This window comes from Planctomycetia bacterium, from assembly GCA_016795155.1.
Lineage (GTDB): Bacteria > Planctomycetota > Planctomycetia > Gemmatales > HRBIN36 > JAEUIE01.
Map to the genome: position 1 here is coordinate 13,732 of JAEUIE010000016.1, position 21,901 is coordinate 35,632.

A 21,901-nucleotide genomic window follows, 5' to 3' on the forward strand; every position below is an offset into this window, starting at 1 on the left:
CTATCCACCAATCGCATGCATGGTTCTATCGGGCTTGATGAACCTGGCTGAATTGATTTCATGCCCTTCCCATTTCGATGCGACATTTCGACGGATGATAGCTTGCAGTTCCTGGTCCCGAAATGTGCCAGAACGCAACAGTGGTTTGACATCCTCTTCGGCCAAGGCAAACAGGCAATTTCTCAGTTTGCCGTCAGCTGTCAGTCGCAGGCGATTGCAACTTCTGCAGAACGGTCGTGAAACACTGGCAATCATGCCAATCCTGCCAATGCCATCAGCGAATTTGAACTCCATGGCCGGGTTGCGAGGATCATAATCATCAGCAGGAAGCAGTGGGCCAAACGCTTCTTCGAGTTGTTCCATCATTTCATGCGCAAAATAACATTTCTGGCGTTCCCAGCTCTCAGCGCCGATAGGCATGTATTCGATGTATCTCATCTCCAAACCATGTTCACGACCGTACCTGGCCAGAGGAACGACATCCATTTCATTGATGCCTCGAATGATCACCGCGTTAATTTTGATGCTCTGAAAACCAGCTGCCTGGGCTTTTTCGATGCCTTTCAGAACGAGTTCAAGGCCTGAGCGACGTGACAGTGTTTCGAAGCGCTCTGGGTCGAGAGTATCGAGACTCAAATTCAGGCGATGCAGCCCGGATTGGAAAAGAGGAACAGCCTGCTGAGCCAGGAGTAAACCATTGGTGGTCAGTCCAAGGTCAGTGATTCCCTGAATTTCTGTTAACAGTTCTACCAGGCGGTGAAGATCTTTGCGAAGCAGGGGTTCGCCGCCGGTCAGCCTGAGCTTGTTGACACCAAGTTTTGCTGCTGTTTGTGCAAAGCGTGCTATTTCCTCGAAAGTCAGCAGCTCACTTTTTTCCATGAAGGTGACATCTTCGGGCATGCAATAGATACAACGCAAGTTACAGCGGTCAGTTACGCTGATACGCAGATTGTTGTGAACCCGGTTAAAACCATCGGTGAGAGGCAAAACCGATTCAATTGAATGATTCGACGTAATACTATGTGTGAAAACCATTTACGTTTATTCGTTTGCTGTGAAGGCCGAAAAAACAGCCGTTTTATTGCCGGTTGTTTTGTTCCTTCTATATTAACTGACCGGTGCAAAATGATGTACCGTTGCTGTTGTGGAGCCTCCGGCCATGGCCAAAGACAAAAACGTGCGTGGTATTATCAAGCTGCAGAGCACCGAAAGCAAGCATTGCTATTATACCGAAAAGAACCGTCGTAATGTAACTGAGAAGCTCGAAGTGAAAAAATACGACCCCACGCTTCGTAAGCATGTTCTTTACAAAGAAGGTAAGATGTAACTTGCTGCATTGCAGCAGAGAATCTATTCCAGGTGATACCATGCGTGACAAGATTCATCCCGAATATCGTGAGGTTATCTTCCGAGATCATGCGGCTGGTTTTTCGTTCCTCACCCGTTCCACGGTGAAGACCAAGGAGACCGCGCAGTGGGAAGATGGTAAAACCTATCCACTGGTCAAGCTGGATATTTCGAGCGCTAGCCACCCTTTCTTCACTGGCAAAATGAAGTTGCTTGATTCCGCTGGCCAGATTGATCGCTTTAACAAGCGGTTTGGCGGCACCTATGGCAAGAAGAAGGAAGAGAAGAAGTAATCACGTTAAGCCATTAGCTCCAAAGGCTATTTGCATCAGGCACAAAGGAAACCGAGATGGGCAGCATCAAACGATACGGTGGAGTTCGACCAGAAACACGTGCCATGAAGCGACGCAAGATTGCTCGCCGACTCGAACGGGCCGCGCTTAAGAAGTCACCTACCAAACTTGGCATACCACCGAAGGCCAATCTGCTCCGAAAGCAGATTCGTGAAGCACTCAGCATGGTTGGCGCAGAATAACTCAATCAGCAATTGCTGAACTACACAACGCTCAAGTGAACCTTGAGCGTTGTTTTATTGCGCACTGTTCAAATCAGAGCAGCAGCCACCACATTACCAGGGCAGTCAGCATCAGGGTCACTAATCCAACGCCAACTGACAGTGCGATTAACTGAGTTTGTGTAATGCGTCTTCCCGTTGCCGACGTCCTGCTGGTCTTGCGGGTGGTGGATGAGCAGCGTGCCACATCTTTAAGCGTATCCACTTCCGATGGTGCCCGGTAAGGCATACGCATCACATCAGAAGTGGAATTGATGCGATAAGGCAACGGGCTGACGCTGCGTGGTCTTGCTGAAGGGCGTGAACTGCTGGTTTGAAGTAATTGTCTGACCATCGGGCTGGGATAAGGCACTTCCTCATCAGAAGGTGGTGGTACTTCTTCTGTCATAAATGGCAGAAGTGCCTCAACCACATCGTAAGGCTGCATGTAACGGTCGCTCGGCTTCTTGGCAATCATCTTAAAAATGATGTTGTTGATTGCCTCAGGCAAATCTGGGCGAACAGTCTGAATCGGATCGGGATACTTTGTCTGATGCCATACCAGTTTCTGTGGAATACTGCCTTTGTGAAAAGGAGCTCGGCCAGCGAGCAGGAAATACAAGGTGCAGCCTAAGCCGTAGATATCGGACCGGATATCTGCTGAACTGACATCCAAAGCCTGTTCCGGTGCTATGTAATCAGCAGTGCCAAGTACGTTACCTGCATCATAGATTCTGGTGAGTTGATCCGTATCACCTTCAAATAAACGTGATAATCCCAGATCCAGCAGTTTCACATTACCTTGGCGATCGACGAGAATATTGGCTGGCTTAATGTCACGATGAATCCAGCCTATGTCGTGAGCATGTTGTAAAGCCAGAGCAGTGGAAATCGTGTAGTGCAGGGCACGAGCTAATGGCAAACCCTTTTCGGGAAAATGCTTGGAGATCAACCGTTCAAGGTTGACGCCATCCACGTACTCCATCACCATGAAGTGGACGCCGGAATCACAGCCCAGATCAAATGCTCGAACAATATTGTTGTGATCAAGTTGGGCAATAGCTCGTGCTTCACGCTGGAATCGTTCGAGTGCACCGGGTGCTTTGACTTTCTCTTCAGGCATAACCTTGACTGCAACAGGTCGTTTCAGTGAAGTATGCTCGCAAAGATAAACAGCCCCCATCCCACCTTGGCCGATCAATTCGATCAGCTTGTACTTCTTTCCAAGATAGAAACGTCGCCAACGACCCTGCAATAACTGCTTGGATTGAAAGTAGGAGAGCAATCCTTCCTGGTACAAGTGGTGCGCAACCTGTTCGGGCCTTTCCAACGGTGGTTCGATGGAGGAAAGTCGCTCGATGAAAGCATTCAGTTTCTCGTCGTCGAGCACATTACTTTTGCGCACGACATCAAGGAAACTGTCTATGTTTGTCACGACAGCCATGATGCATTCCAGCAAGGCCGGGCCAATTGGTACAGGTACAACTTGGTGTGGGTGGCCTGCTTGAAAAAAGTCTTATCCTATTTTGGCTTATAATCGCACAACTTGGCAAGGGGAGGTTGAAGGATTATTGCAAATGCATTACGCTCGTAGCGTAATTACAATAACAACACGGTTTATTGGGATGAAAAATGAATATCTGGTGGGTTAGTTTGGGAATTGGTATTGCAGGTGGAATAGGAACTTTATGTCGATTTGGGATGTCTGAGTTAGGAGAGCGAATTTGGGGTAAATCTTTCCCCTTGGCCACGTTGTTAATTAACCTTATCGGCAGTTTCCTTTTTGGTTTGGTATATGCATACGGATTAAGGGGTAATCTCAGTGTTGAAATGAAAGCTGTAATATTGACCGGTTTTTTAGGTGGTTTTACTACCTTTTCCTCTTTTGCGTTCCACAATCAGCAGATGCTGGCTCAGCAGCAATGGACCCTGTTTGCTGCCAATCTACTGGTTCAGAATGTAATCGGTATCATAGCAGTATGGCTGGGCATTCGCTTGGTTGATCTGGCAATGCCCGCACTTCCACCCTTGCAGCAGTAAACACCCGAGAGCTTATGAATCCTGCCTGCCGTGAACGTTACCAGCGCGCCGTTGATGCAGCACATGATGCCGGCAAGCTGGCACTCCAGTACTTCGATAACCATGTTACGGTGGAATGGAAGGAGAATGATACGCCGGTGACCGTAGCGGATCGTAAAGCTGAGGAACTTATCCGTTCGCGTGTGCTGGGTTTGTTTCCACAAGATGGTTTTCTGGGTGAGGAATCTGGCAAGGTTGCAGGCAGTTCAGGATTTCACTGGATCATTGACCCCATCGATGGCACGCGCAGCTTTGTGCGTGGAATTCCACTCTGGGGAACGTTGATTGGTCTGGAGTATCAGGGGGAACCGGTTGCAGGGGTATGTTTTCTTCCTGCTTTTGGAAAAGAAGGACAAACATTCCATGCGCTCAAGGGTCATGGTGCCTATCGAGACAGCACGCGAATATGCGTTTCCCAAGTGGATGCCATGAAAGACAGCCAGGTCTTTTATTCAAGTTTGAGTTGGTTCATGGCCAGCGAGATGAAGGATGCATTTCTGGATATCGTGGGCCAATCACAGCGACAGCGCGGGTTCGGCGATTTCTACGGCTTCATGCTTGTCGCTCAGGGTTCGGGCGAGATGATGATTGAATATGGCGTCAGTCCATGGGACGTAGCTGCCCTGTTACCCATCGTGGAAGAGGCGGGTGGGATGTTCACAGATTGGGATGGCAACCGTACCATCTATCGTCCAGATATTCTTGCCAGCAATGGTGTGTTGCACCAAGCTACTCTGCAGCAGATGAAGGCGAAGCGATCCAGTCAGTTCCAGCCAGCAGATATCAAGCATCGGCAACATATTACTTGAGATTAGCATCAGCTAACTGATTGGTAAACCTGCCTGACAATTTCCAGCTTATCTGCCCAGCGGTGATGTGTTTCGATTTTAGTCTGCCCTTGCTGGCCAAGTTTTTCTCGAAGAGATTGACTGTTTAGCAACTGTTGAATTGCATCAGTTAGTGCATGAACATCGCCACATGGTGTAAGTAATCCATCCTGTTCATGCTGTATTACTTCAGCTATTCCTCCCGCTCGATACCCTACGCATGGGATGGCATTGGCCCAGGCTTCCAGCAGCACCAGGCCAAAAGAATCAGAGCGGCTGGGCAACGCGAAGACGTCCAAAGCTGCATAGAAATCAGGCTTCGCTTCTTCGGGAAGTACATCGAGTATGCGAACATGCTGCTTGATAGCTTGAGGCAGTGTTTTCCAGACTCGGCGGAAATTAGGCATGGCTGGTCCAGCCAGTATCAGTGTGAATGGCACTTTTCGCTCATAGAGCAGACATGCCGCACGAAGCAGATCGACACTTCCTTTCTCCTCACTGAGGTTAGCCAGATGCCCAATACGCAATAAGCCAGCCGGTAATTGCCAGCGATGATCGGCACGTTCTCGGTTGCTTTGAGTACACTCAGCAGGATCGACCCCCAGCCCCTGAAGAATAATCCTGGATGAATCGATTCCTAATGAAGCAACAGCCTTCTGCTCCAATTGCGTTTGAACAAAGATGCGATCTGCCTGTTGAAGCAGATAACTCAATGGCGGGCTGAGATAGGATTGTCGAGTCGGATTGTTCTCCTGGGTAGTATCTCCCAGATGCAGAAAAGGAGTCAGAAGAAACGGGATATTCAATCGCCTGGCCCAGTAGAGTCCACAATAGAGCGGAAAGGTATATGGGAAGGCACTGGCATGTATGAGCTTCACTCTTTCCCGCGAAGAACTAGCCTTACTCCATAAAGAGGGCAAAGTAGGGCTGGCAGGCAATGTCATTCCTTGTACCCAAGGATGAGGCAACATCGAGAAGGATTTAAGAAATACCTTTCGACCAGGAAAAGTTCTCACCGCATGACGATGGATCTTGACATTGCCAGAGCGGATTGTCCCGGCGGGCAATTTTTGAGCATTGGGTCGCCAGAATGCTTCCAGTGCAAGAGCATTCGAAGTGTGAACATGGACAGGTTTGCCCTGTTGCGCGATATAGTGGGACAACCTGGCAAAATAACTTTCTGCTCCACCCAAGGCGGGTGGAAATCGCTGGATTACATGGATAATGGGTAGTGATGTCATCCCTGACATGGAGGGATTTTACCCTGCCTTGCCTTCCTCATTGATGGCTTTCTCGACGAAGTCGCGAGCTTTACGATCAAAGTCGATGAGTGCCTTTCGCGTTCGATCGATGAGGCCCAACTTTTCCTGAACTTCTTCGCCGTTTCCCAGTGCTTCGCGGGCGGCATTGAGCGTGGCGATGTGTTTCAAGTCGCCTTTGATCATGATAAGCACCGTGAGGTAGTCGCCCCGCTTTTCCAGATCGTCGAGGTATTGCTCAGCTTTGCCGATTTCTTTTTCGATTTCTTCCCAGGTCAGCGCTTTGGTTTTGCTGGACCAGACGGTCAGGGCAAAGGTACGGGCATCCTTGTGATCTTTATCGTTGTATTGTGTTTTCCAGATGCGCTCGATGGCTTTGATGCGTTCCATCACTTTTGGTTGATTGCGGTTCTTCAAATAGCTCTTCTTGTAATTATCGAGTGCAAGGTCGAAGTCGTATTCGGCATCAGCCTGCTTGGCGAGTTTGAGAAACTTACGATCTTCTGTAGGGTTGCGCTCAAGAGCAACTTGTTCATCCATCTGTGCAACTGAATCGGTAAGAACTTTGACTCCACTTTCAGCATTGTCAACAAACCTCTTGGCTTCCTTGTTGTCCTGTGCTGCCTTGCGAACGCGTTCCAGTTCTGTCTTCAACTCATCTACACTTTCCTTTAACCCTTTGGATAGTTTCTCGAGATTGTCAACAGCCTGTTTTTCGCTTCCTTTCCTCATGACATCAATGTACATCAGCTTATAGTCGACTTCGTAATTATCCTTCATCACGGTAAACTTCTTCAACCAGCGTTCGTACTCGAATTTCGTATCATCCAGAATCGCGGCATCGCGATTACCACTGATCTTGATGACCACCGGCTGATCATCCAGCAAAGGCACTGGCGCATCAGTTTTGCCTACACCTGCAATCTGTACACGCACGAAGGCGACATGATAAATCGGATCTTTCGATGAAATACGACCCTGTGTATCGGTGGTTCCCAGCGGTTCCGATGCTGAATTCTCATAGCCACCTGGAAAATGGCTGACACTGTAGCCGCCGATGGGATTATTGTCCTGATCAAGCACTCGCAACTGGAGTGGCACGACACGCGTTCCTAGTTTAATGGCACGGAAGGTGACCGTTTGCCTGTCTTTCGCAAGTGGATTGCTCAAACGGCTGAATAGCCTGGCAGTCACCAGGCCTTTGACAGCATCCACATTGGTGATATAGGCCAGTGTTTCCGGTAGGCGGGTTGCAGTATAGCCATTGGCGCTGCGGCGAACCTGCACCAGTGCCATGACTTCACCCTGCACCATGCGAATGGTTTCAGGTACACCCAAGCCTGCCGCTTGCATCTGGATGCGAAGTGTCTGATTGTTGACTTCCATGACTTCGCCTACATGGCCAAAATCCTGTGCAACCTGCATTGCAGCCAGTCGGGTAATCCAGTGGCGATCTGTGGTCCTTGATTTCCGCAGAGTACTTACTGTCGCAGTCTCGCCATCTACTTGTCGGCTTTGTACTTCGTACTCACCATCCAGGTAATAAAGTCTTACCAGGTGTAATTTGTTGGGATGTATCTGTTTGGACAGATTATCCAGGTCGCCCCAGCCCCGTTCGATAACTGACTGCATCATTTGTCTGGCAGGGTCAGTATTAGCTTCGCCACCTTCACGATAAATCAATGTGCTGACCTTGGTTGTCCGGCCCAGATCTCGCTGCAGGCTGTCACCCAGGTCGCGGGCAAACTGTTCCACATATACATTGGTTAAAAGAGGGTGTGGCTCGGCATGGATGACCAGCAGTAACTGGTAAGGCTCCTTAAGCCATTCGGTATTGTAGTTTTCCGGTGCTTGTGCCTGCAGAAGGGTGGTGGTGCAAAATAAACTGATCAAAGCAAGTCGTAACATGAGGATCACCCATCCGATGAATCGTATCCGTTTATTGTCGCAGATTTTCCAGGTCTTGCCAGTACCTGGGATAAGTCTTGGCAGTACATCCTGGATTTCTTACCTGCACACCCGGAATACGTAAACCGATCAAAGCCAGGCTCATAGCCATGCGATGATCGTTGTAAGTATCAAATACTGCACCATGCAGCGGACGGGGATGAATGGTAAGACCATCGGGATGTTCATCGACGATAGCTCCAGTTTTACGAAGTTCACTAGCCAGTGCAGCCAGGCGATCAGTTTCCTTGTGACGGATATGAGCCACATTGCGAATAGTTGTTGTCCCTTGGGCGAATAATGCAACCACTGCCAAGGTCATCACGGTATCACTGATGGCATTCATGTCGATATCAATGCCAGTCAACGGAGTACCTTGAACTGTGTTTTGATCGGGAAGAGTGCAACCCATACGTTTCAGAACATGACGAAAAGCTGCATCTCCCTGCATGCTGTCTGCAAGTCCAGGTACAGTCACTCGGCCACCTGTGATGGCTGCTGCTGCCCAGAAATAGCTTGCGCTGGAGGCATCGGGTTCGATGGCATAAGTCCTGGCAGTGTATCGCTGAAGTTTAATCCGGTAACTCAGATCTGGATCATGCATCTCTTCGACATCGACACCCCACTGCTTCATCATTTGAATGGTCAGTTGAACATACGGCTGTGAGACCAAGGCGCCCGGTACATGAATGATCGTTTCCTTGTGTGCATAGCAGGATGCCATGAGCAGTGCGCTGAGAAACTGACTGCTGATGTCGCTCCGAATGCTGACGACCCCACCATGCAATCCTGCAGCATTGAGTTGAAGTGGTGGACAATCAGGCCGTAACTCGGTGGAGATGTTCACGTGTAGGGCACGCAGGGCTTCGAGTAAGTCGCCAATGGGACGTTGCCTCATTCGTTCGACGCCATCGAGACGATATGAGCCGTTACCCAGAGAAAGCATGGCAGTGAGAAATCTGATAGTGGTCCCACTGTTGCCACAGAAAAAGTCCGCATGGGGTTTCCATTGTGAAACTGGAGCGCAAGGAACGGTAATTCGATCACTTTCCCAGTCAGTATGAACAGCAATACCCAAACGCTGAAGTGATTCGACCATCACTTCCGTATCTTCAGACCGTAGTGCATTTTCCAGTTGAGAATAAGAAGGGCCCTTTATTGCTGGCTGTGCAAGAGCAGCCAGGATTAAAGCCCTGTTGGTGATGCTTTTAGATCCCGGAACCTGAACTGTACAAACCGGCGGCTTGGATAATGGTGTAACTGCATACAGATCGTTCATTTTTCACCTGTATCTCATCTTCGGAAAAGTTGCGGAATTTTCCATTGACATGCACTAGACAATGCGTCTATACTCTGTTATAGACAATATGTCTAACGACTCGTGTATCTGGCTCGTTTGAGCCTGTGTCTGCAGGAAGAAGAGTCATGAGATATCCTGATGTCACGGATGCGGAATTGAGCATTCTCGAAGTGCTGTGGAGCCAGCAAAGTGCTACTTTGCGTCAATTGGCAGAAACAGTCTATTCTGAAAAGCCATTGGCTGGTGCACAGGCGACGGTTGCCAAGTTGCTCGAAAGACTGGAAGCGAAGCAATGCATCTCGCGTAAGCGTGGCGACGGACCTCAACAGTTCTATGCTCTGGTAGATCGCGATTCCCTGATTGGCTGGCGCTTGCAGACAGTTGCCAATCAGCTCTGTGAAGGATCGTTATCACCTTTGCTAACCAATCTCGTCAAAGCTGGAAAACTAAGTGCTCGCGAAAGAAAAGAATTGTCGAATCTACTGGCCCAGGTAACTCAACAGAAACCATAAGGCCAACAGGCAAAAGGGAGTCCGTGTATGACTATCCTGTTTGAATGGCTCATCAGCAATGCCATCACAGCCTCGCTGCTTGCTCTGTTGGCTATGGTGATCACGAAATGCTTCCCGCGACGACCCGCACTCAGTCATGCCTGTTGGCTACTGGTGCTTATCAAGCTGCTCACTCCGCCCGTGTATCATGTTTCATTGAGTGCTCCACAACAAGTCACATCGTCAAATATTCTGAAAGCACCTGTTCTGACAGAATCGGCTATACCTCCCACATCAACCCCTGCACCATCTGCTGATACTTCCACAGCGTTGCCTGCATACTGGTTTGAGTTTGATGATACGGCTATGACTCAGGAAGATAGTGCATTGGAAATGGCATATTCTGACCAGTTGCCAGCCATCACGGAACCGTTGCCTGTTGTCGCCACCATCGACAAGACGGTAGAAATACAGCCTATAAGAGAAAACCAAACGCAATATCTGGGCTTAACGCAATGGTGGAATGAACATGGTGAAAGAGCCTTGTTCTGGACTCAGATCGTGGTGCTGGCCGTATCTGCATTACTATTGATACTCACGATGGTCCGCGTCATACGCTTCGAAAATCTGTTACAACTGGCCACCCCTGCCCCTGATGCAATACAGCAGATGGCACGACACATGGCATCACTATGGGGAATAAAAGCCAACCCAAGAGTTGTTATGGTATCGGGAAAAGTAGGGCCATTGCTGTGGCAACGCTGGCAGCAGCCTTTGATTGTTTTGCCTCGTGGTCTGGTAGAAGCAATGTCAGAAAGCGAGTTGAAAACAGTTCTCGCTCATGAATTAAACCATTATCGTCGTGGCGATCATCTCTGGCGTTATCTGGAGTTGGTTGCTGTGACACTCTACTGGTGGCTTCCAACAGTCTGGTGGGTCAGTCGACGATTGCGCCAGTCTGAAGAAGAATGTTGCGACGCAGGAGTGGTGGCAACGTTACCCGACGGGGTTACGAATTATGCCAGTGCTCTCGTGCGCAGTTTATCCTTTGTGACTGAACCTGCCAGTCCTTGTCCCGCCCTCAGCAGCGGACTGGGGCCAGTCACATTACTGAAACGGAGACTTCACATGTTACATGCTAATGTTGAGCGCAAAGTAGGAATACGAGGCTGGTTTTTCCTGATGGCAGTTGCAGTGGTTGCACTGCCTTGGGGAATCAGCTGGGCTGATGATGATGATCCCCCACCGCTGCCCCGAAGAGAGGCAAGAAGACCAGAGGCTCGTCAGGATGACCGGGCAGAGCGGAAAGACCCGGTGAGAGTAACTCGCCCGGCTGATCCCGCTGCTGCAGCTATTCCTCCATTTGCTCCCGGGACACCAGGTTTGCCCACCATGCCTGCACCAGTGCAAGCACCGGCACGCGCTGGCGTGGCACATGCCGCACCAGCTGCACCTTCCATGCCAGGCTTTCCCGGACAAGGTGGATTCGGGATGAATGAAGATATGCGAGCCGGGCTGGAAACAGCTGTCAAGCAGGCAGAACTCGACCTGAAAGTCCGACGCATTAAGGTAAAACAGACTGAGAATGCAGTCAGACAGCGGGAAGCCGATCTTGAACATGCTAGAAGAATGCAGGAAAAGGGAACCATTTCATCAACTGAAGTGCGAGAGAAACAGAATCAGCTGGATAACGCTAAGATTGAACTAGAACTGGCCTTGGTAGAAGTGGAACGTGGCGAACTCTCGCTGGAAGTAGCCAGACAGCGCAGCAGAACCCTGTCTCGCCAGCCTCAACCATTTGGTGGTCCTTTTGGAGGAGTAACCGCCCCTGTGCCGCCGGGAAGAGAAATCCCTTCCAGTGACGATATGCCACCAACACCTCGAGGTAGAGGTATTGGCGGAGCAGCTGGTGGTTTAGGTGGTTCGTTACCACCTGCACCTGGTGGAGCAATTGCTGGTGGATTACGAGGATTCGGGTCGCTGGGTAGTAGAGGCTCGGGTTCACCTGATGCATTTTTCCGCAATTTTGATCGACATAATACGGGCAAAATCCGTCGCGAAGATGTGCCTGACTGGATGCGAGAGCGTTTCTTTGAAGTGACTGATACCAATAAAGATGGTATTGTAGATCAGGAAGAATTTTCCGCTAATTACAACAAACTCTGGGAACAAGGCAATCGCACTGGTGGTCCAGGTGGTGGAAGAGTCACAGCTCGCAATAACATTTCCGATGGTGCGGGCCGGCGCGGAGCAGATCGTGATCCTCGCGATGACCGTATTGAGCAACTGGAACGAGAATTGCGTGAAATGCGCAAGGCACTGGAAAATATGAAGAAGCCTGACGGTACCCGCTAAGCGTGAGACTATTTCCATTCAATGATCAGTGCGATTTTGCACTGATCATATTTGCATTGGAGACACGTAACAATGACAGGTGATAGTCACTCGACAATAGTTTGTTGCAAATCAGTTGATTCAATGGTCTAATCAGCATTCATCCTCAGGAGAATCAACATGGATCAGAACAAAAATGAAGCGTCTAGTGCTATCATTGGCCACGAGCCTTACGAATTTACTCCAGCACAGAATGAAGTGATCGGTGAGTTAGGGAATTCCCTGAAATGGGTTTCCATCCCTATCTTTGCACTAGGTGCATTTTGCCTGATGAATTTTATCTTTTTCCTGATGCTGGCATTCAAGACAGGTAACCTGACCAACTGGCACAGCTTCGCTGTCGGCCTGCTTCTGATCATGCAGTTTCTGTTCTTCCTGTTGATGGCTCGATGGACAACTACAGCATCACTAGGCTTTCATGCCATTACACAAACCAAAGGCAAGGATATCAGCTTTCTGATGATTGCTCTCAACAATCTGCGTGCGATGTTCAGCGTGCTGGCATTTTGTGTGAAAGCGTTTCTGATCATCAGCATCATCTCGCTGATAATGAATCTGATTCATTACTACAATTCAGAGCCTCTCGTTAAGCCAACACCGGCAGCAACCAGCCCCACCCCATCCAATCAAGCTAAGTAATCAAAAACCCTCTTGTCTCATTCAACAGGACAAGAGGGTTTATTTCATTCAGAAAACCAGACAGTTACAGTTGTCCATCCAGTCCCAACTGATGGAAGTAATGAGTAGTCTTGGACTGATTCTTAAGCAACCAGTCGATGGAAGGTTCATTCTTCATTGCCTTGGTGATGACTTTTACTGTTGCTTCGCGATGCACATCAAAAAGTGCCAGATGATCGACTTTGTCAACACTCAACACCGAGGGATCAAGCCACACGCTGTAAATAATACCCAGTTCATTCGCCAGTTTTTTGGGGTATCACTTTCTTGCGGACTGCATCCAGCACACCATTGGCGATGGCAGCCTGCACCGTTCCCATGAGGATATTCGTATAGCGGTTGTCCTTCACGGTTACTTTGCTGACCATGAGGGTAGCTGGTTTCACTTGAGCATCACTGTTGAGGATGGCGAAAACCTTCGTGTGCCCTTTAGTCTGGTCGCCGAGCAGCGTGGCAATGGCCTGACCGACGTGGCCGTCAAGTGCTCCCAGTATTATTTCAGGCTCTGCACAGAGATAATCTTTATCGCCCTCTACCAGTGCCTCAGCTGTTCGCATTACAATTCGTTTTGCCATGTCGTACCTTTCATGAACCATTTCTCAGACTGACGATGTTATAACCAGGTTATGATTGGGCTTAATGGACTAATACTTGTAGGACGCAGTGCCAACAAAGCCTGATACTGGAACACGATCAAGGGGTTATTCCTGTAGTTGATGCGTGGATCATTGATGGCGCCGGTAAGAGGTGGTACTCGGCGAATCAGGTCAATGCGTCCACCATTGACACCAAGTCCACCCAGGTCAAGGACACGATCACCACTGCGAAGTCCAGGACGTACATCATTGCAATTGTCAATGAGGATCAGATCAAAACCGGTGCCGGCATACATGGCATCACGGCCGCCTGCTCCGTAGATCGTATCATCACCAGCTTCGCCGAAGATACTGTCGTCTCCTTCGTTGCCAATGAGGATGTCGCTGCCCAATCCGCCGAAGAGGTAGTCGTTGCCAAGTCGCCCTTCAAAGCGGTTGAACTCGCCCGCTCCAAAGAAGGCATCCGCCAGGCTACTGCCGACGATGTTCTCAATGGTGCTTTCGCTGGCGTTCGCCATGGCAATGCGACCAGCCGCCCCGGGCAAGGTCAGTGCGCCGTTGAACAGTCCCGAAGCTGTTTGGTTTCGCATGCCGAGAACGCCGGGCGGTAGTCCAGGCGTTGGAGTGTTAGGTCGCTGCTGACCTGGCGTTAGTGGCGAGTTGATGGGAATAGGTGTTGGGCGAAGATTTACCAAGGCTGCGATGGTACGCTGGCTGTAATCGAGCGTATCGATACCATCGCCACCATTAATGAAGCCGTTGTCGAGGAGACGGCCATTGATAAAGCTGAACTGGTCGTCGCCTGCTTCGCCATTGAGGTTGATAATGCCCGGCGTGGCACCAGCCGTTGATTGAATAAAGAATCGATCGCGACCTGCACCGCCATTGAAGTTAGAGGTTGAGGTGGCAGGGATGGAATTAGCGCTGGTGGCAGTGATCTGGAACTGGTCATCACCATCATGGCCGTTGATGGTCATGGAAGTTTGCAACGTGTGGCCTTGCAGTTCGACATTGTCGTTACCTGAACCAAGGTCAAGTTGCATCACATTGCCCGAAGTGGAAGGATGAGTGTCGGGTGTAATGGTGATGATACCAATGGGTATGTTCAAACCACCATAACGGGTGACCTCAGTAACAGAGTTACGCCTGATGAGGTAATCGTACCCGGTCGTTTGCCCTTGCTCCTGAAGGAAGGTTTCGAAAAAATTAACTTCTAGACGGCTCTTGATATCGTCGAGCGTCTGGGCTGCGTTGCCCACGGTAAGCACAGAATTTGCCACATTACCTACGACAATGGTTCGGTTCCGATTGACATCAATCGGATTGCCAAGTGTAGAGACTACATGCCAGTTATTGACGGCTCCACCATTGGCCAGGAGAGTAAATCTGTCTGCAGGTAGATTTGCTGAAGTGTAGGTGATGACAGCAGGTGCGAGATTCGTTACTGCAGCATTCGTAATAATCACATTGTTGTTAGGGGTGGGCGTGGTGACATCGTAGAGCAGCAGTCTATCAACCGATCCACTTCCCATATCGACATCAACAGGAGCAAGGATGTTATCGAGATTGCCCACCAATCCGACGAGCCCACCCGTCATGGCCAGTGAATGCAACTGCACCACATCGGCTCCACTACCCATGGATGCATTGATGTTGCCGTTGTTGGCGCGGATGGCAAGAAAGTCGATGTCATCATCCCCGCTGATGTCTGTGATGCCGGTGCCTGTGGTGATGACCATGATATCATCGGAACCATCGCCGCCGCACACGGTCAGATTCGCTGAGCCGGTGTTGTTAATGGTGAAAATATCATTGCCCTGCACGCCTGCAAGTGACATGTTCACAGCGGCAATGCTATTGATGATGAATGTATCGTTGGTTGTTCCACCAATGATGTTCTGAATGCCGGTGAAGCCTGCTGTCAGCAGCACACTGATAGTGCCTGTACCGCCACCCGTAATAGTGTAAGTTCTAGCTGCATTGTCACCGTAAATGGTGTTGCTGCCAGTTCCGCCATCAATACTACCGGTTAGTGTGCCGGGGGTGAGGAACCAGAAACGGTCATCGCCAGCGCCACCAGTCAGATTCTGTATATTCGTAAACCGTGTGGCAGGCGCTGCCGGGGTGACAATACTGATCGGACAGGGAATGGGGTCAGGCAGCAGTGGAGTCACGCTGCCGATAAAGAGTGTATCGATGGCCCCGCTGTTGGGACCCGTGATGCTGAAGGTGTGTCCAACGGCAATGTTGATGATAGTGTTCGTCCCCGCAGCACCATCAATATCACAGTTCAGTTGGCCCGCTGCTTGGAATGTGAAAACATCAATCAGAGTGCCGCCCACCAGATCACCGAAACCGGCAAAGGGCAGGGCATTGATCGTTCCAGAATCGATGGCAGTAATCTGCCAATCGTTATTGAGATTAGCTCCAATCAGCGTGCTGCAGGTACCCGGAGCAGAGTAGCCAATGAAATTGTTGATGTTGAAGAAATTGCCACCGATGGCCGTCGCAGTGCTGTTGCTTAGATTAATGGTGACTGCAGAGCCATAGTTGGAATAATCGAGCGTATTGGTGCCACCAGCGATGCCATCAATATTGCCTGAAACAAAGCCTGCTGGAAGGAATGCAAAGCGGTCGTTGGCAGTGCCACCGGAGAGATGTTCATAACCACTGAACTGGATGACACCCTGGTAAACGCCACCTTCTGCTGCCAATGTGCCTGTATCAGTTCCTGTCAGAGTGAACACCTGATTGAAATCAGGGCCATCGAGTTGATCATTGTTAAATCCAAAATCAACGGCCTGCACGCCTGCAACCGGCAAAGCAGTTGGGCTGGTGAAATTGAACAGCAGGATGTCATCACCAACACCGCTATTGATCAATACCTGGCTGTTGGATTGCAAAGTGCCCGTAATGGTTCCGATGGCGCCTGTGCCATTGAGCCCAAAACCCATGGTTAGAACATTCGCGCCAATTATGCCAGATGCCGTTACTGTCAGATTAACGCCAGCAAACAGATTTAACTGACTGGCACCGGTCATGCTTCCCAGTACCGTAATATCCTGGCCAGTCACCAGCGAGATATTCTTGCCGGCAAGGGATGCTGATCCAACCGATTCCGATCCACTAATCTGCATGCCACCAGTGTTAAAACTATCACCAATGGTCATCAGACCTGCAGAGTTCAGTAGTGCAAATTCAGCGTCACTTATTCCGTAAGTAACTCCCAGAGATCCTACTGCAGTTCCGATTCCTATGACGGCATTGCCTGGTGTGGGAATCAGATTGATATTGCCTGCTCCACTGTTAACCGCTTGGGTTACAGCCAGGTCTGGTGATGTCAAGGTAACTGCACCGCCAGTCGTTGATATGCCATTCATGCCATCGACAACGCCGATGGTGAGCAAGGTACTGTTAGTAAAGCTTAATGGTGTTCCTGTAGTAGTACCGGCCAATGTGCCTACTGTGTTTGCGTTATTGAGAGTTACACCGCCAGGAGCTTCCAACGCAAGCTGTCCAACTGTTAGCGTACCTGGAGCCATTGAACTGATATTAGCAGCGGTGATCAGGTGCAGTGTGTTGAACAGAGCTGGGCTAACTGCTGCGGTAATGGTGATGGCACCCGCGGTTGCATTGCCGATAGTAACTACACCAGCTGCAACGCGATCGAGTTCAAAATCGGTCAGCCCTAGATTGCTGCCTGTGCCATTGGTGCCGAGGTCAATCGGACGGCCAACGGAAACAGTTTGAAAGGTAACGCGAGCAGTGCCAGCATTGATAATATCCTGAACATCAACAATCTCGACATCATCTGCATTGATCGTAATGTTGCCACCAACTCCGCCTGCAGTGGTCAGGTTCACCAGATCGGTGCGAACCCCAAACAAACCGGGGGCTGGATTGTTGCCCGTGTTGAGTTCAAATTCGCCACCGGGGCCTGTAGTAATGGTGATAGTTCCGCCAAAGGTGGCCATGCGGCTGTCGCGGGTATTGGTCTGGATCAGTCTGATATCGCGACCTGCTGCAGCAATGAGATTACCTGAAACAAATCCAGCACCGGCATCTACATAGGTATTCTCATCGACGATGATGTCGCGACCTGCATTCAGCGTGACATTATTCGCAGCACGGACATCACCATAGTCGTTGAATGGGTTGGCATCGCCATTGGAGAAGCCAAACCGGAGATCACGACCTGCATTTAGAACGATGGCACTGCTCGATGAGGCGATGGCTGCTTCAAAAGGTGCACCACTGGAACTGACAGGATTGCCACCGCTGGTAATCAGATCGATGCCAACATTGATGGTGACTTGCCCAGGCGCCTGGATGATTTCACTAAAGTTCAGAACCTGAATCGTGCCTACTGCGTTGAGTTCGATATTCCCGGTTGCCCCAGTGTTCCTGATTCCCAGCACACCCGGTGCGACATTGCCAACATCAAAACTGCCTGCATCAGAAAGAAAAATTCCGCCTGTAAATGTTGCAGCTTCGATGAAATTTACATTGGTTTCGAGGCTGCCAATGGCGCCTGAAGAACCTATGCCGGTCGCAGCTTGCAAAAGCAGGCGATCAGAAACCAGATTAATGGTACCTGCAGGGGGATCATTATTGTCAACAATGGCAGCGTTAACTGAGGAAATACTGATCAAACCCGAAGCAGTTACCGTGTTGAGAAAAACAGTGCCTTGGGCAACAAGAGTTGCATCACCAGCAGGCACATTGATGTTTTGGACAGTAACGGAATCGAGTTCATTCAGGAAAATGCTGCCAACACCAGTTGAAACCGCATTAAGTGTTCCTGCGTTGATATTGACCGGATTTACTGCTGTACCAATACTGGTGCCAGTATTCAGATTAACATTGGAACCCTGCAGTAGACCACCTGCACTTCCAGTGATCACGCCGGAAGCGTTAACGGTGATATTGCCAGCAGTCTGGAAGGCACTGCTGACATTGACTGTTTCAGCAAACATGGTTGCTGAGTTGCTGACTAGATTAACAGGGCCATTGAGCAGGATGGTGTCGTTATCAGCGTTTCCGTCAATCAGAAGGGTCGCAGTCAGATCAAGTGCAGGCGCAACACTTGAGAACTGCATGGTATCGTTGCCATCGAACAGGTTGATGGTGAGTGAACTGGTTGGATTCTGAAAGACTGTGGTTTCAAATGTGTTGTTCATGCTGCGCAATTGCAGGATATTGTTGCCTGCTATGCCTTCATCTTCGAGGATGGCATTGTCATCAGTGCTTGGCAGGTTGAACACCAGATCAGCAATGGTGAGTCCGCTGATGTCGATGGGTTCCAAGCCCTGGAACTGTACCAGTTCGCCATCTAGCAGGATGATGCCGTCGCTGAGGTTGAAAAAATCGACCGATGCTTGGGTTACTGCTGCTCCACCAGTGATGATCAGCTTGTCGCCTGGTTTGGTTTCCGGCGAGTTGCCATTGAAGGTGATGAATTTCGTGAAGGAACCCAGTGAACGATCCACGGTAAGTGTATCTTCGCCATCAAGAGTATTGACAAGAATACTGACTCCCGTGGCTGCTCCAAAGGGAACGGTTACCGTGTTCGTATTGTCGCCCGAAGCACCCGGTATGGTAGTAGTGAGGATAAGGTTTGGATCCTGAATAATCCAGCGGCTGTTGGCATCATCTGACCAGATGGTCAGGGTATCGTGATTGGATGAGCCATCGTTATCGGTACCAATGTCGGTGATGTTCAGGTTGCCAAAAAAATCGACACTAATCAGAGTATTGGCAGGTGTCAGTCGGTCTTCCAGATATTCGAATGAGAGTTTATGATTGTGTGTTGTGCGATTTGCCCTGAAGACGTTAGATACTGTGCCGGAATTGCGACGTAGCCAGCGGGAAAAGCAACGACGGAGAAAGGACATGGAACACCTGTCAGTGGTTGATGTAATAAGCAAGAAGTATTCAGCAGGCGACAATCTAACATAGGTTATGAATATTGACAAAACATATTGCCCATCTTGTCTATTTTAACAGATCTGGAGATAGCATTCGGCGCGTAGTTAAATTCGCTACAACTTGCATAAACCGAAACAACGACTCAAATTGAGTTCTTTCACAGAACGCTTGTTCGATGTTATGAGTCTGGCGCACTGATGAAGTTCGTAATGCCTGATCTATAAAGAGCCAAATGGAAAAGACCCTCAAACAGGGAATGTTATTTGGATTGACAGCATATGGACTATGGGGAGTTATCCCCATCTACTTCCGAATGCTCACGGACATTACCAAATCGTACGAAATACTTGCACATCGCGTTGTCTGGTCAGCCCTGTTCCTCATATGTATCCTCGTCATGATGAATTCTCAATGGGGAACCGTAATCAGTGTATTCCGAAGACCACGAATGCTCCTGACACTCCTGTTGAGTTCAGTGCTAATCGCACTCAACTGGTTTGTTTACATCTACGGCGTGGAAACCAAGCGGGTGGTGCATTGTTCGCTGGGCTACTTTATAACCCCACTGGTGAATGTTGCCTTGGGTGTTATATTGCTCAATGAAAAAATCCGGTTCTGGCAGGGCATTGCACTTGGATGTGGAGTTGTAGGTATGCTCCTTATGGCCAGCCTGGCTGATTCCTTCCCATGGATCGCACTCAGCCTGGCAGCTACTTTCAGTTCGTATGGTTTGATGAGAAAACTGCAACCTGTCGACACGTTAACCGGTGTGACTATTGAAACATGGATACTGGCTCCCATCGCAGTTCTTTATCTGTTCATGCAGGGAACAGCGTGGCAAACCTCAAGTCGACACGAACATTGGCTTTTGATTCTCTCTGGACCAGCAACCGTCATTCCACTTTTCTGCTTTGGACAGGCAGCACGACTCTTGCCTTTATCCACGCTTGGTTTTTTGCAATACCTATCGCCAAGTATGCAGTTTCTGGTTGCGGTTTTCTATTTTCATGAACCTATGAACACCATGCAGGCAATGGCTTTCGCAGTTGTCTGGGTTGGCTTGTTGATCTATTCTTTTGATCTAGTACTTGCACAAACGGGTAAAAAGAGGATTAAAAAATTGAGCAAAGGCGAATAATATGGGACGATTAGCTAAAATGGACAGAATTATTTTGGTAGAATAACATCAGAAATGTTGATTTTGACGAAAATTCTATCACGCATTTGCATGCTCGAATTGGTAACCTATAGTAGTGTGGATTGTTTCCAGAGGCAGGGATGGTCTCTTCGTACCAGACACGGTTGTTGATGCAGGAGGTTTCTCATGCGTCGTCCATCACAAAATAAACACCGCGCTGGAGTTGCAGTAGTTGAAACTGCAGTTCTTCTGCTGCCTATTTTTATCTTCACGCTGTTTGGGGTCTGGGAAGTTGGTCGTCTATTGCAGACGCATCAGATTGTATCCAATGCAGCCAGAGAAGGTTCCAGGCAGGCTTCTACTGGGCAAAGAACCTCCAGCACGAATCACCCTGAACTGCCTTTCAATGCAGACTACGAAGTTCAAAAGGCTGTAGAGAACTATCTTCGCAATTCAGGTTTGCCTCTAACTGACTCAGGCGGTGCAACCGTTTTCACGGTTCGTGTGCAAAATGTTTCTAAAGGTCTGACTGCAGATTATCCCACTGGCACAACGCCTGCACAGGACCCGGTATCCAGTAGTGTGCAGGATATCAATAATGGCAATGATGTGTTGCTGGTAACGGTAACCTATCCCTACAGCATGGTGCGGTGGTCGCCTGGACAATTTTTTGTTCCCAATAACCGGATGATTTCCATTACATCACGCTGGTACAGTCTGAAAGATATCCCCATTGTGGTGGATACCAATATCCCCGGGGCACCTATTCCATAAGGGGAATCCATGCGATTAGCACAGTTAAAATACAGGAAACGACGAGGTGGGTATACGCTTGAAATGGCGTTTATGCTTCCACTGGTTTTGCTGTTTCTCTTTGCCATTCTGGAATATGGCCGATATGTGATGACCCGCAATCAATTGGAAAATGCGGTTCGTGAAGCAGCACGAGTTGCTGCAGCACGCACGAATGATCGTACAACTGCGGAGATCACGGCCATCGTCAATAATTACATGGCACTCTACAACGTGCAGGTAAGCTCACCTGTGGTTGCGGTATTCAAAGCGGATCCTGTAACCAAAACACCACTGGATGCCAATGATATTCCAACCGTGATTGCCAATGCCCCGTTTAACAATGCCAAGTTCGGTCAGGGAATCTGTGTGCAGGTGACCGGGACTTACAACACTCTTTTCGGTGGCATTGCATTAAATCAACAGACGAGTGCCAGAATTGGCGCTTCGTTTCCGGTGAACGTCTTTTCCATCATGTACAGTGAAGGAAACTAGCACCAGTCTTTGAATTGGAAGATAGGTACATTGCAACAATTGGCTGCACCGCCTTGCAGCCAGTGACAGAGAAAGAC

General features: G+C 49.3%; 17 protein-coding genes and 1 pseudogene. 11 read left to right on the forward strand and 7 right to left on the reverse strand.

The window, feature by feature from the left end; translation table 11 throughout:
• Complete coding sequence (gene moaA / locus JNJ77_07250; protein MBL8822367.1) at nucleotides 1-1,035, reverse strand: GTP 3',8-cyclase MoaA; 1,035 nt, start codon at nucleotides 1,033-1,035, stop codon at nucleotides 1-3.
• Between the two features lie 124 nt (nucleotides 1,036-1,159).
• Here moaA and rpmG point away from each other — a divergent pair, with 124 nt between their 5' ends.
• From rpmG to JNJ77_07265, 3 genes are read left to right on the forward strand one after another with little or no spacing between them, the layout of a single operon-like run.
• Complete coding sequence (gene rpmG / locus JNJ77_07255; GenBank protein ID MBL8822368.1) at nucleotides 1,160-1,327, forward strand: 50S ribosomal protein L33; 168 nt, start codon at nucleotides 1,160-1,162, stop codon at nucleotides 1,325-1,327.
• Nucleotides 1,328-1,367: 40 nt separating this feature from the next.
• On the forward strand, nucleotides 1,368-1,640 hold the full coding sequence (locus JNJ77_07260) for a type B 50S ribosomal protein L31 (GenBank protein MBL8822369.1): 273 nt from the start codon (nucleotides 1,368-1,370) through the stop codon (nucleotides 1,638-1,640).
• A gap of 56 nt (nucleotides 1,641-1,696) precedes the next feature.
• Entirely contained in the window at nucleotides 1,697-1,882 is a 186-nt protein-coding gene (locus tag JNJ77_07265; protein ID MBL8822370.1) for a hypothetical protein, read from the forward strand.
• A gap of 73 nt (nucleotides 1,883-1,955) precedes the next feature.
• Here the strand turns inward: JNJ77_07265 and JNJ77_07270 are convergent, their stop codons facing one another.
• The gene (locus JNJ77_07270) at nucleotides 1,956-3,344 is read right to left on the reverse strand and encodes a protein kinase (protein ID MBL8822371.1); all 1,389 of its coding nucleotides are present in this window, start codon (nucleotides 3,342-3,344) and stop codon (nucleotides 1,956-1,958) included.
• A gap of 188 nt (nucleotides 3,345-3,532) precedes the next feature.
• On the opposite strand from JNJ77_07270, the gene JNJ77_07275 reads away from it, so the two are divergent.
• Together JNJ77_07275 and JNJ77_07280 are read left to right on the forward strand one after the other, a co-directional pair.
• A complete protein-coding gene (locus JNJ77_07275) occupies nucleotides 3,533-3,940 on the forward strand; it encodes a CrcB family protein (protein MBL8822372.1) in 408 nt (135 codons plus the stop codon).
• Nucleotides 3,941-3,954: 14 nt separating this feature from the next.
• A complete protein-coding gene (locus tag JNJ77_07280) occupies nucleotides 3,955-4,788 on the forward strand; it encodes a histidinol phosphate phosphatase (GenBank protein ID MBL8822373.1) in 834 nt (277 codons plus the stop codon).
• A gap of 8 nt (nucleotides 4,789-4,796) precedes the next feature.
• On the opposite strand, the gene JNJ77_07285 is transcribed toward JNJ77_07280, so the two are convergent.
• From JNJ77_07285 to aroA, 3 genes are read right to left on the reverse strand one after another with little or no spacing between them, the layout of a single operon-like run.
• Nucleotides 4,797-6,056, reverse strand: a complete 1,260-nt coding sequence (locus JNJ77_07285; GenBank protein ID MBL8822374.1) for a glycosyltransferase family 4 protein — start codon at nucleotides 6,054-6,056, stop codon at nucleotides 4,797-4,799.
• Nucleotides 6,057-6,065: 9 nt separating this feature from the next.
• Nucleotides 6,066-7,973 (reverse strand): hypothetical protein, encoded by a 1,908-nt coding sequence (locus JNJ77_07290; protein MBL8822375.1) that lies wholly within the window; start codon nucleotides 7,971-7,973, stop codon nucleotides 6,066-6,068.
• 31 nt (nucleotides 7,974-8,004) lie between these two features.
• Nucleotides 8,005-9,291 carry a 3-phosphoshikimate 1-carboxyvinyltransferase gene (aroA, locus tag JNJ77_07295; protein MBL8822376.1) on the reverse strand — a complete coding sequence of 429 codons (1,287 nt, stop codon included), beginning with the start codon at nucleotides 9,289-9,291 and terminating at the stop codon, nucleotides 8,005-8,007.
• Between the two features lie 146 nt (nucleotides 9,292-9,437).
• Here aroA and JNJ77_07300 point away from each other — a divergent pair, with 146 nt between their 5' ends.
• From JNJ77_07300 to JNJ77_07310, 3 genes are all read left to right on the forward strand, one after another.
• Nucleotides 9,438-9,824, forward strand: a complete 387-nt coding sequence (locus JNJ77_07300) for a BlaI/MecI/CopY family transcriptional regulator (GenBank protein MBL8822377.1) — start codon at nucleotides 9,438-9,440, stop codon at nucleotides 9,822-9,824.
• Nucleotides 9,825-9,851: 27 nt separating this feature from the next.
• Nucleotides 9,852-12,158: a M48 family metalloprotease gene (locus tag JNJ77_07305; protein MBL8822378.1), complete on the forward strand. Its 2,307-nt coding sequence runs from the start codon at nucleotides 9,852-9,854 to the stop codon at nucleotides 12,156-12,158.
• Between the two features lie 159 nt (nucleotides 12,159-12,317).
• The gene (locus tag JNJ77_07310) at nucleotides 12,318-12,836 is read left to right on the forward strand and encodes a hypothetical protein (protein MBL8822379.1); all 519 of its coding nucleotides are present in this window, start codon (nucleotides 12,318-12,320) and stop codon (nucleotides 12,834-12,836) included.
• Between the two features lie 64 nt (nucleotides 12,837-12,900).
• On the opposite strand, the pseudogene JNJ77_07315 reads toward JNJ77_07310, so the two are convergent.
• Both JNJ77_07315 and JNJ77_07320 read right to left on the reverse strand, forming a co-directional pair.
• Nucleotides 12,901-13,450 (reverse strand): annotated as a pseudogene (locus JNJ77_07315) (formaldehyde-activating enzyme).
• Between the two features lie 38 nt (nucleotides 13,451-13,488).
• On the reverse strand, nucleotides 13,489-19,365 hold the full coding sequence (locus JNJ77_07320) for a hypothetical protein (GenBank protein MBL8822380.1): 5,877 nt from the start codon (nucleotides 19,363-19,365) through the stop codon (nucleotides 13,489-13,491).
• 266 nt (nucleotides 19,366-19,631) lie between these two features.
• Here JNJ77_07320 and rarD point away from each other — a divergent pair, with 266 nt between their 5' ends.
• The 3 genes from rarD (at nucleotide 19,632) to JNJ77_07335 (ending at nucleotide 21,824) form a co-directional block, all read left to right on the forward strand.
• Nucleotides 19,632-20,537, forward strand: a complete 906-nt coding sequence (gene rarD / locus JNJ77_07325; GenBank protein MBL8822381.1) for an EamA family transporter RarD — start codon at nucleotides 19,632-19,634, stop codon at nucleotides 20,535-20,537.
• A 186-nt stretch (nucleotides 20,538-20,723) separates the two neighbouring features.
• Complete coding sequence (locus JNJ77_07330) at nucleotides 20,724-21,311, forward strand: pilus assembly protein (protein ID MBL8822382.1); 588 nt, start codon at nucleotides 20,724-20,726, stop codon at nucleotides 21,309-21,311.
• A gap of 9 nt (nucleotides 21,312-21,320) precedes the next feature.
• On the forward strand, nucleotides 21,321-21,824 hold the full coding sequence (locus tag JNJ77_07335) for a pilus assembly protein (protein ID MBL8822383.1): 504 nt from the start codon (nucleotides 21,321-21,323) through the stop codon (nucleotides 21,822-21,824).
• Nucleotides 21,825-21,901: the final 77 nt, after the last annotated feature.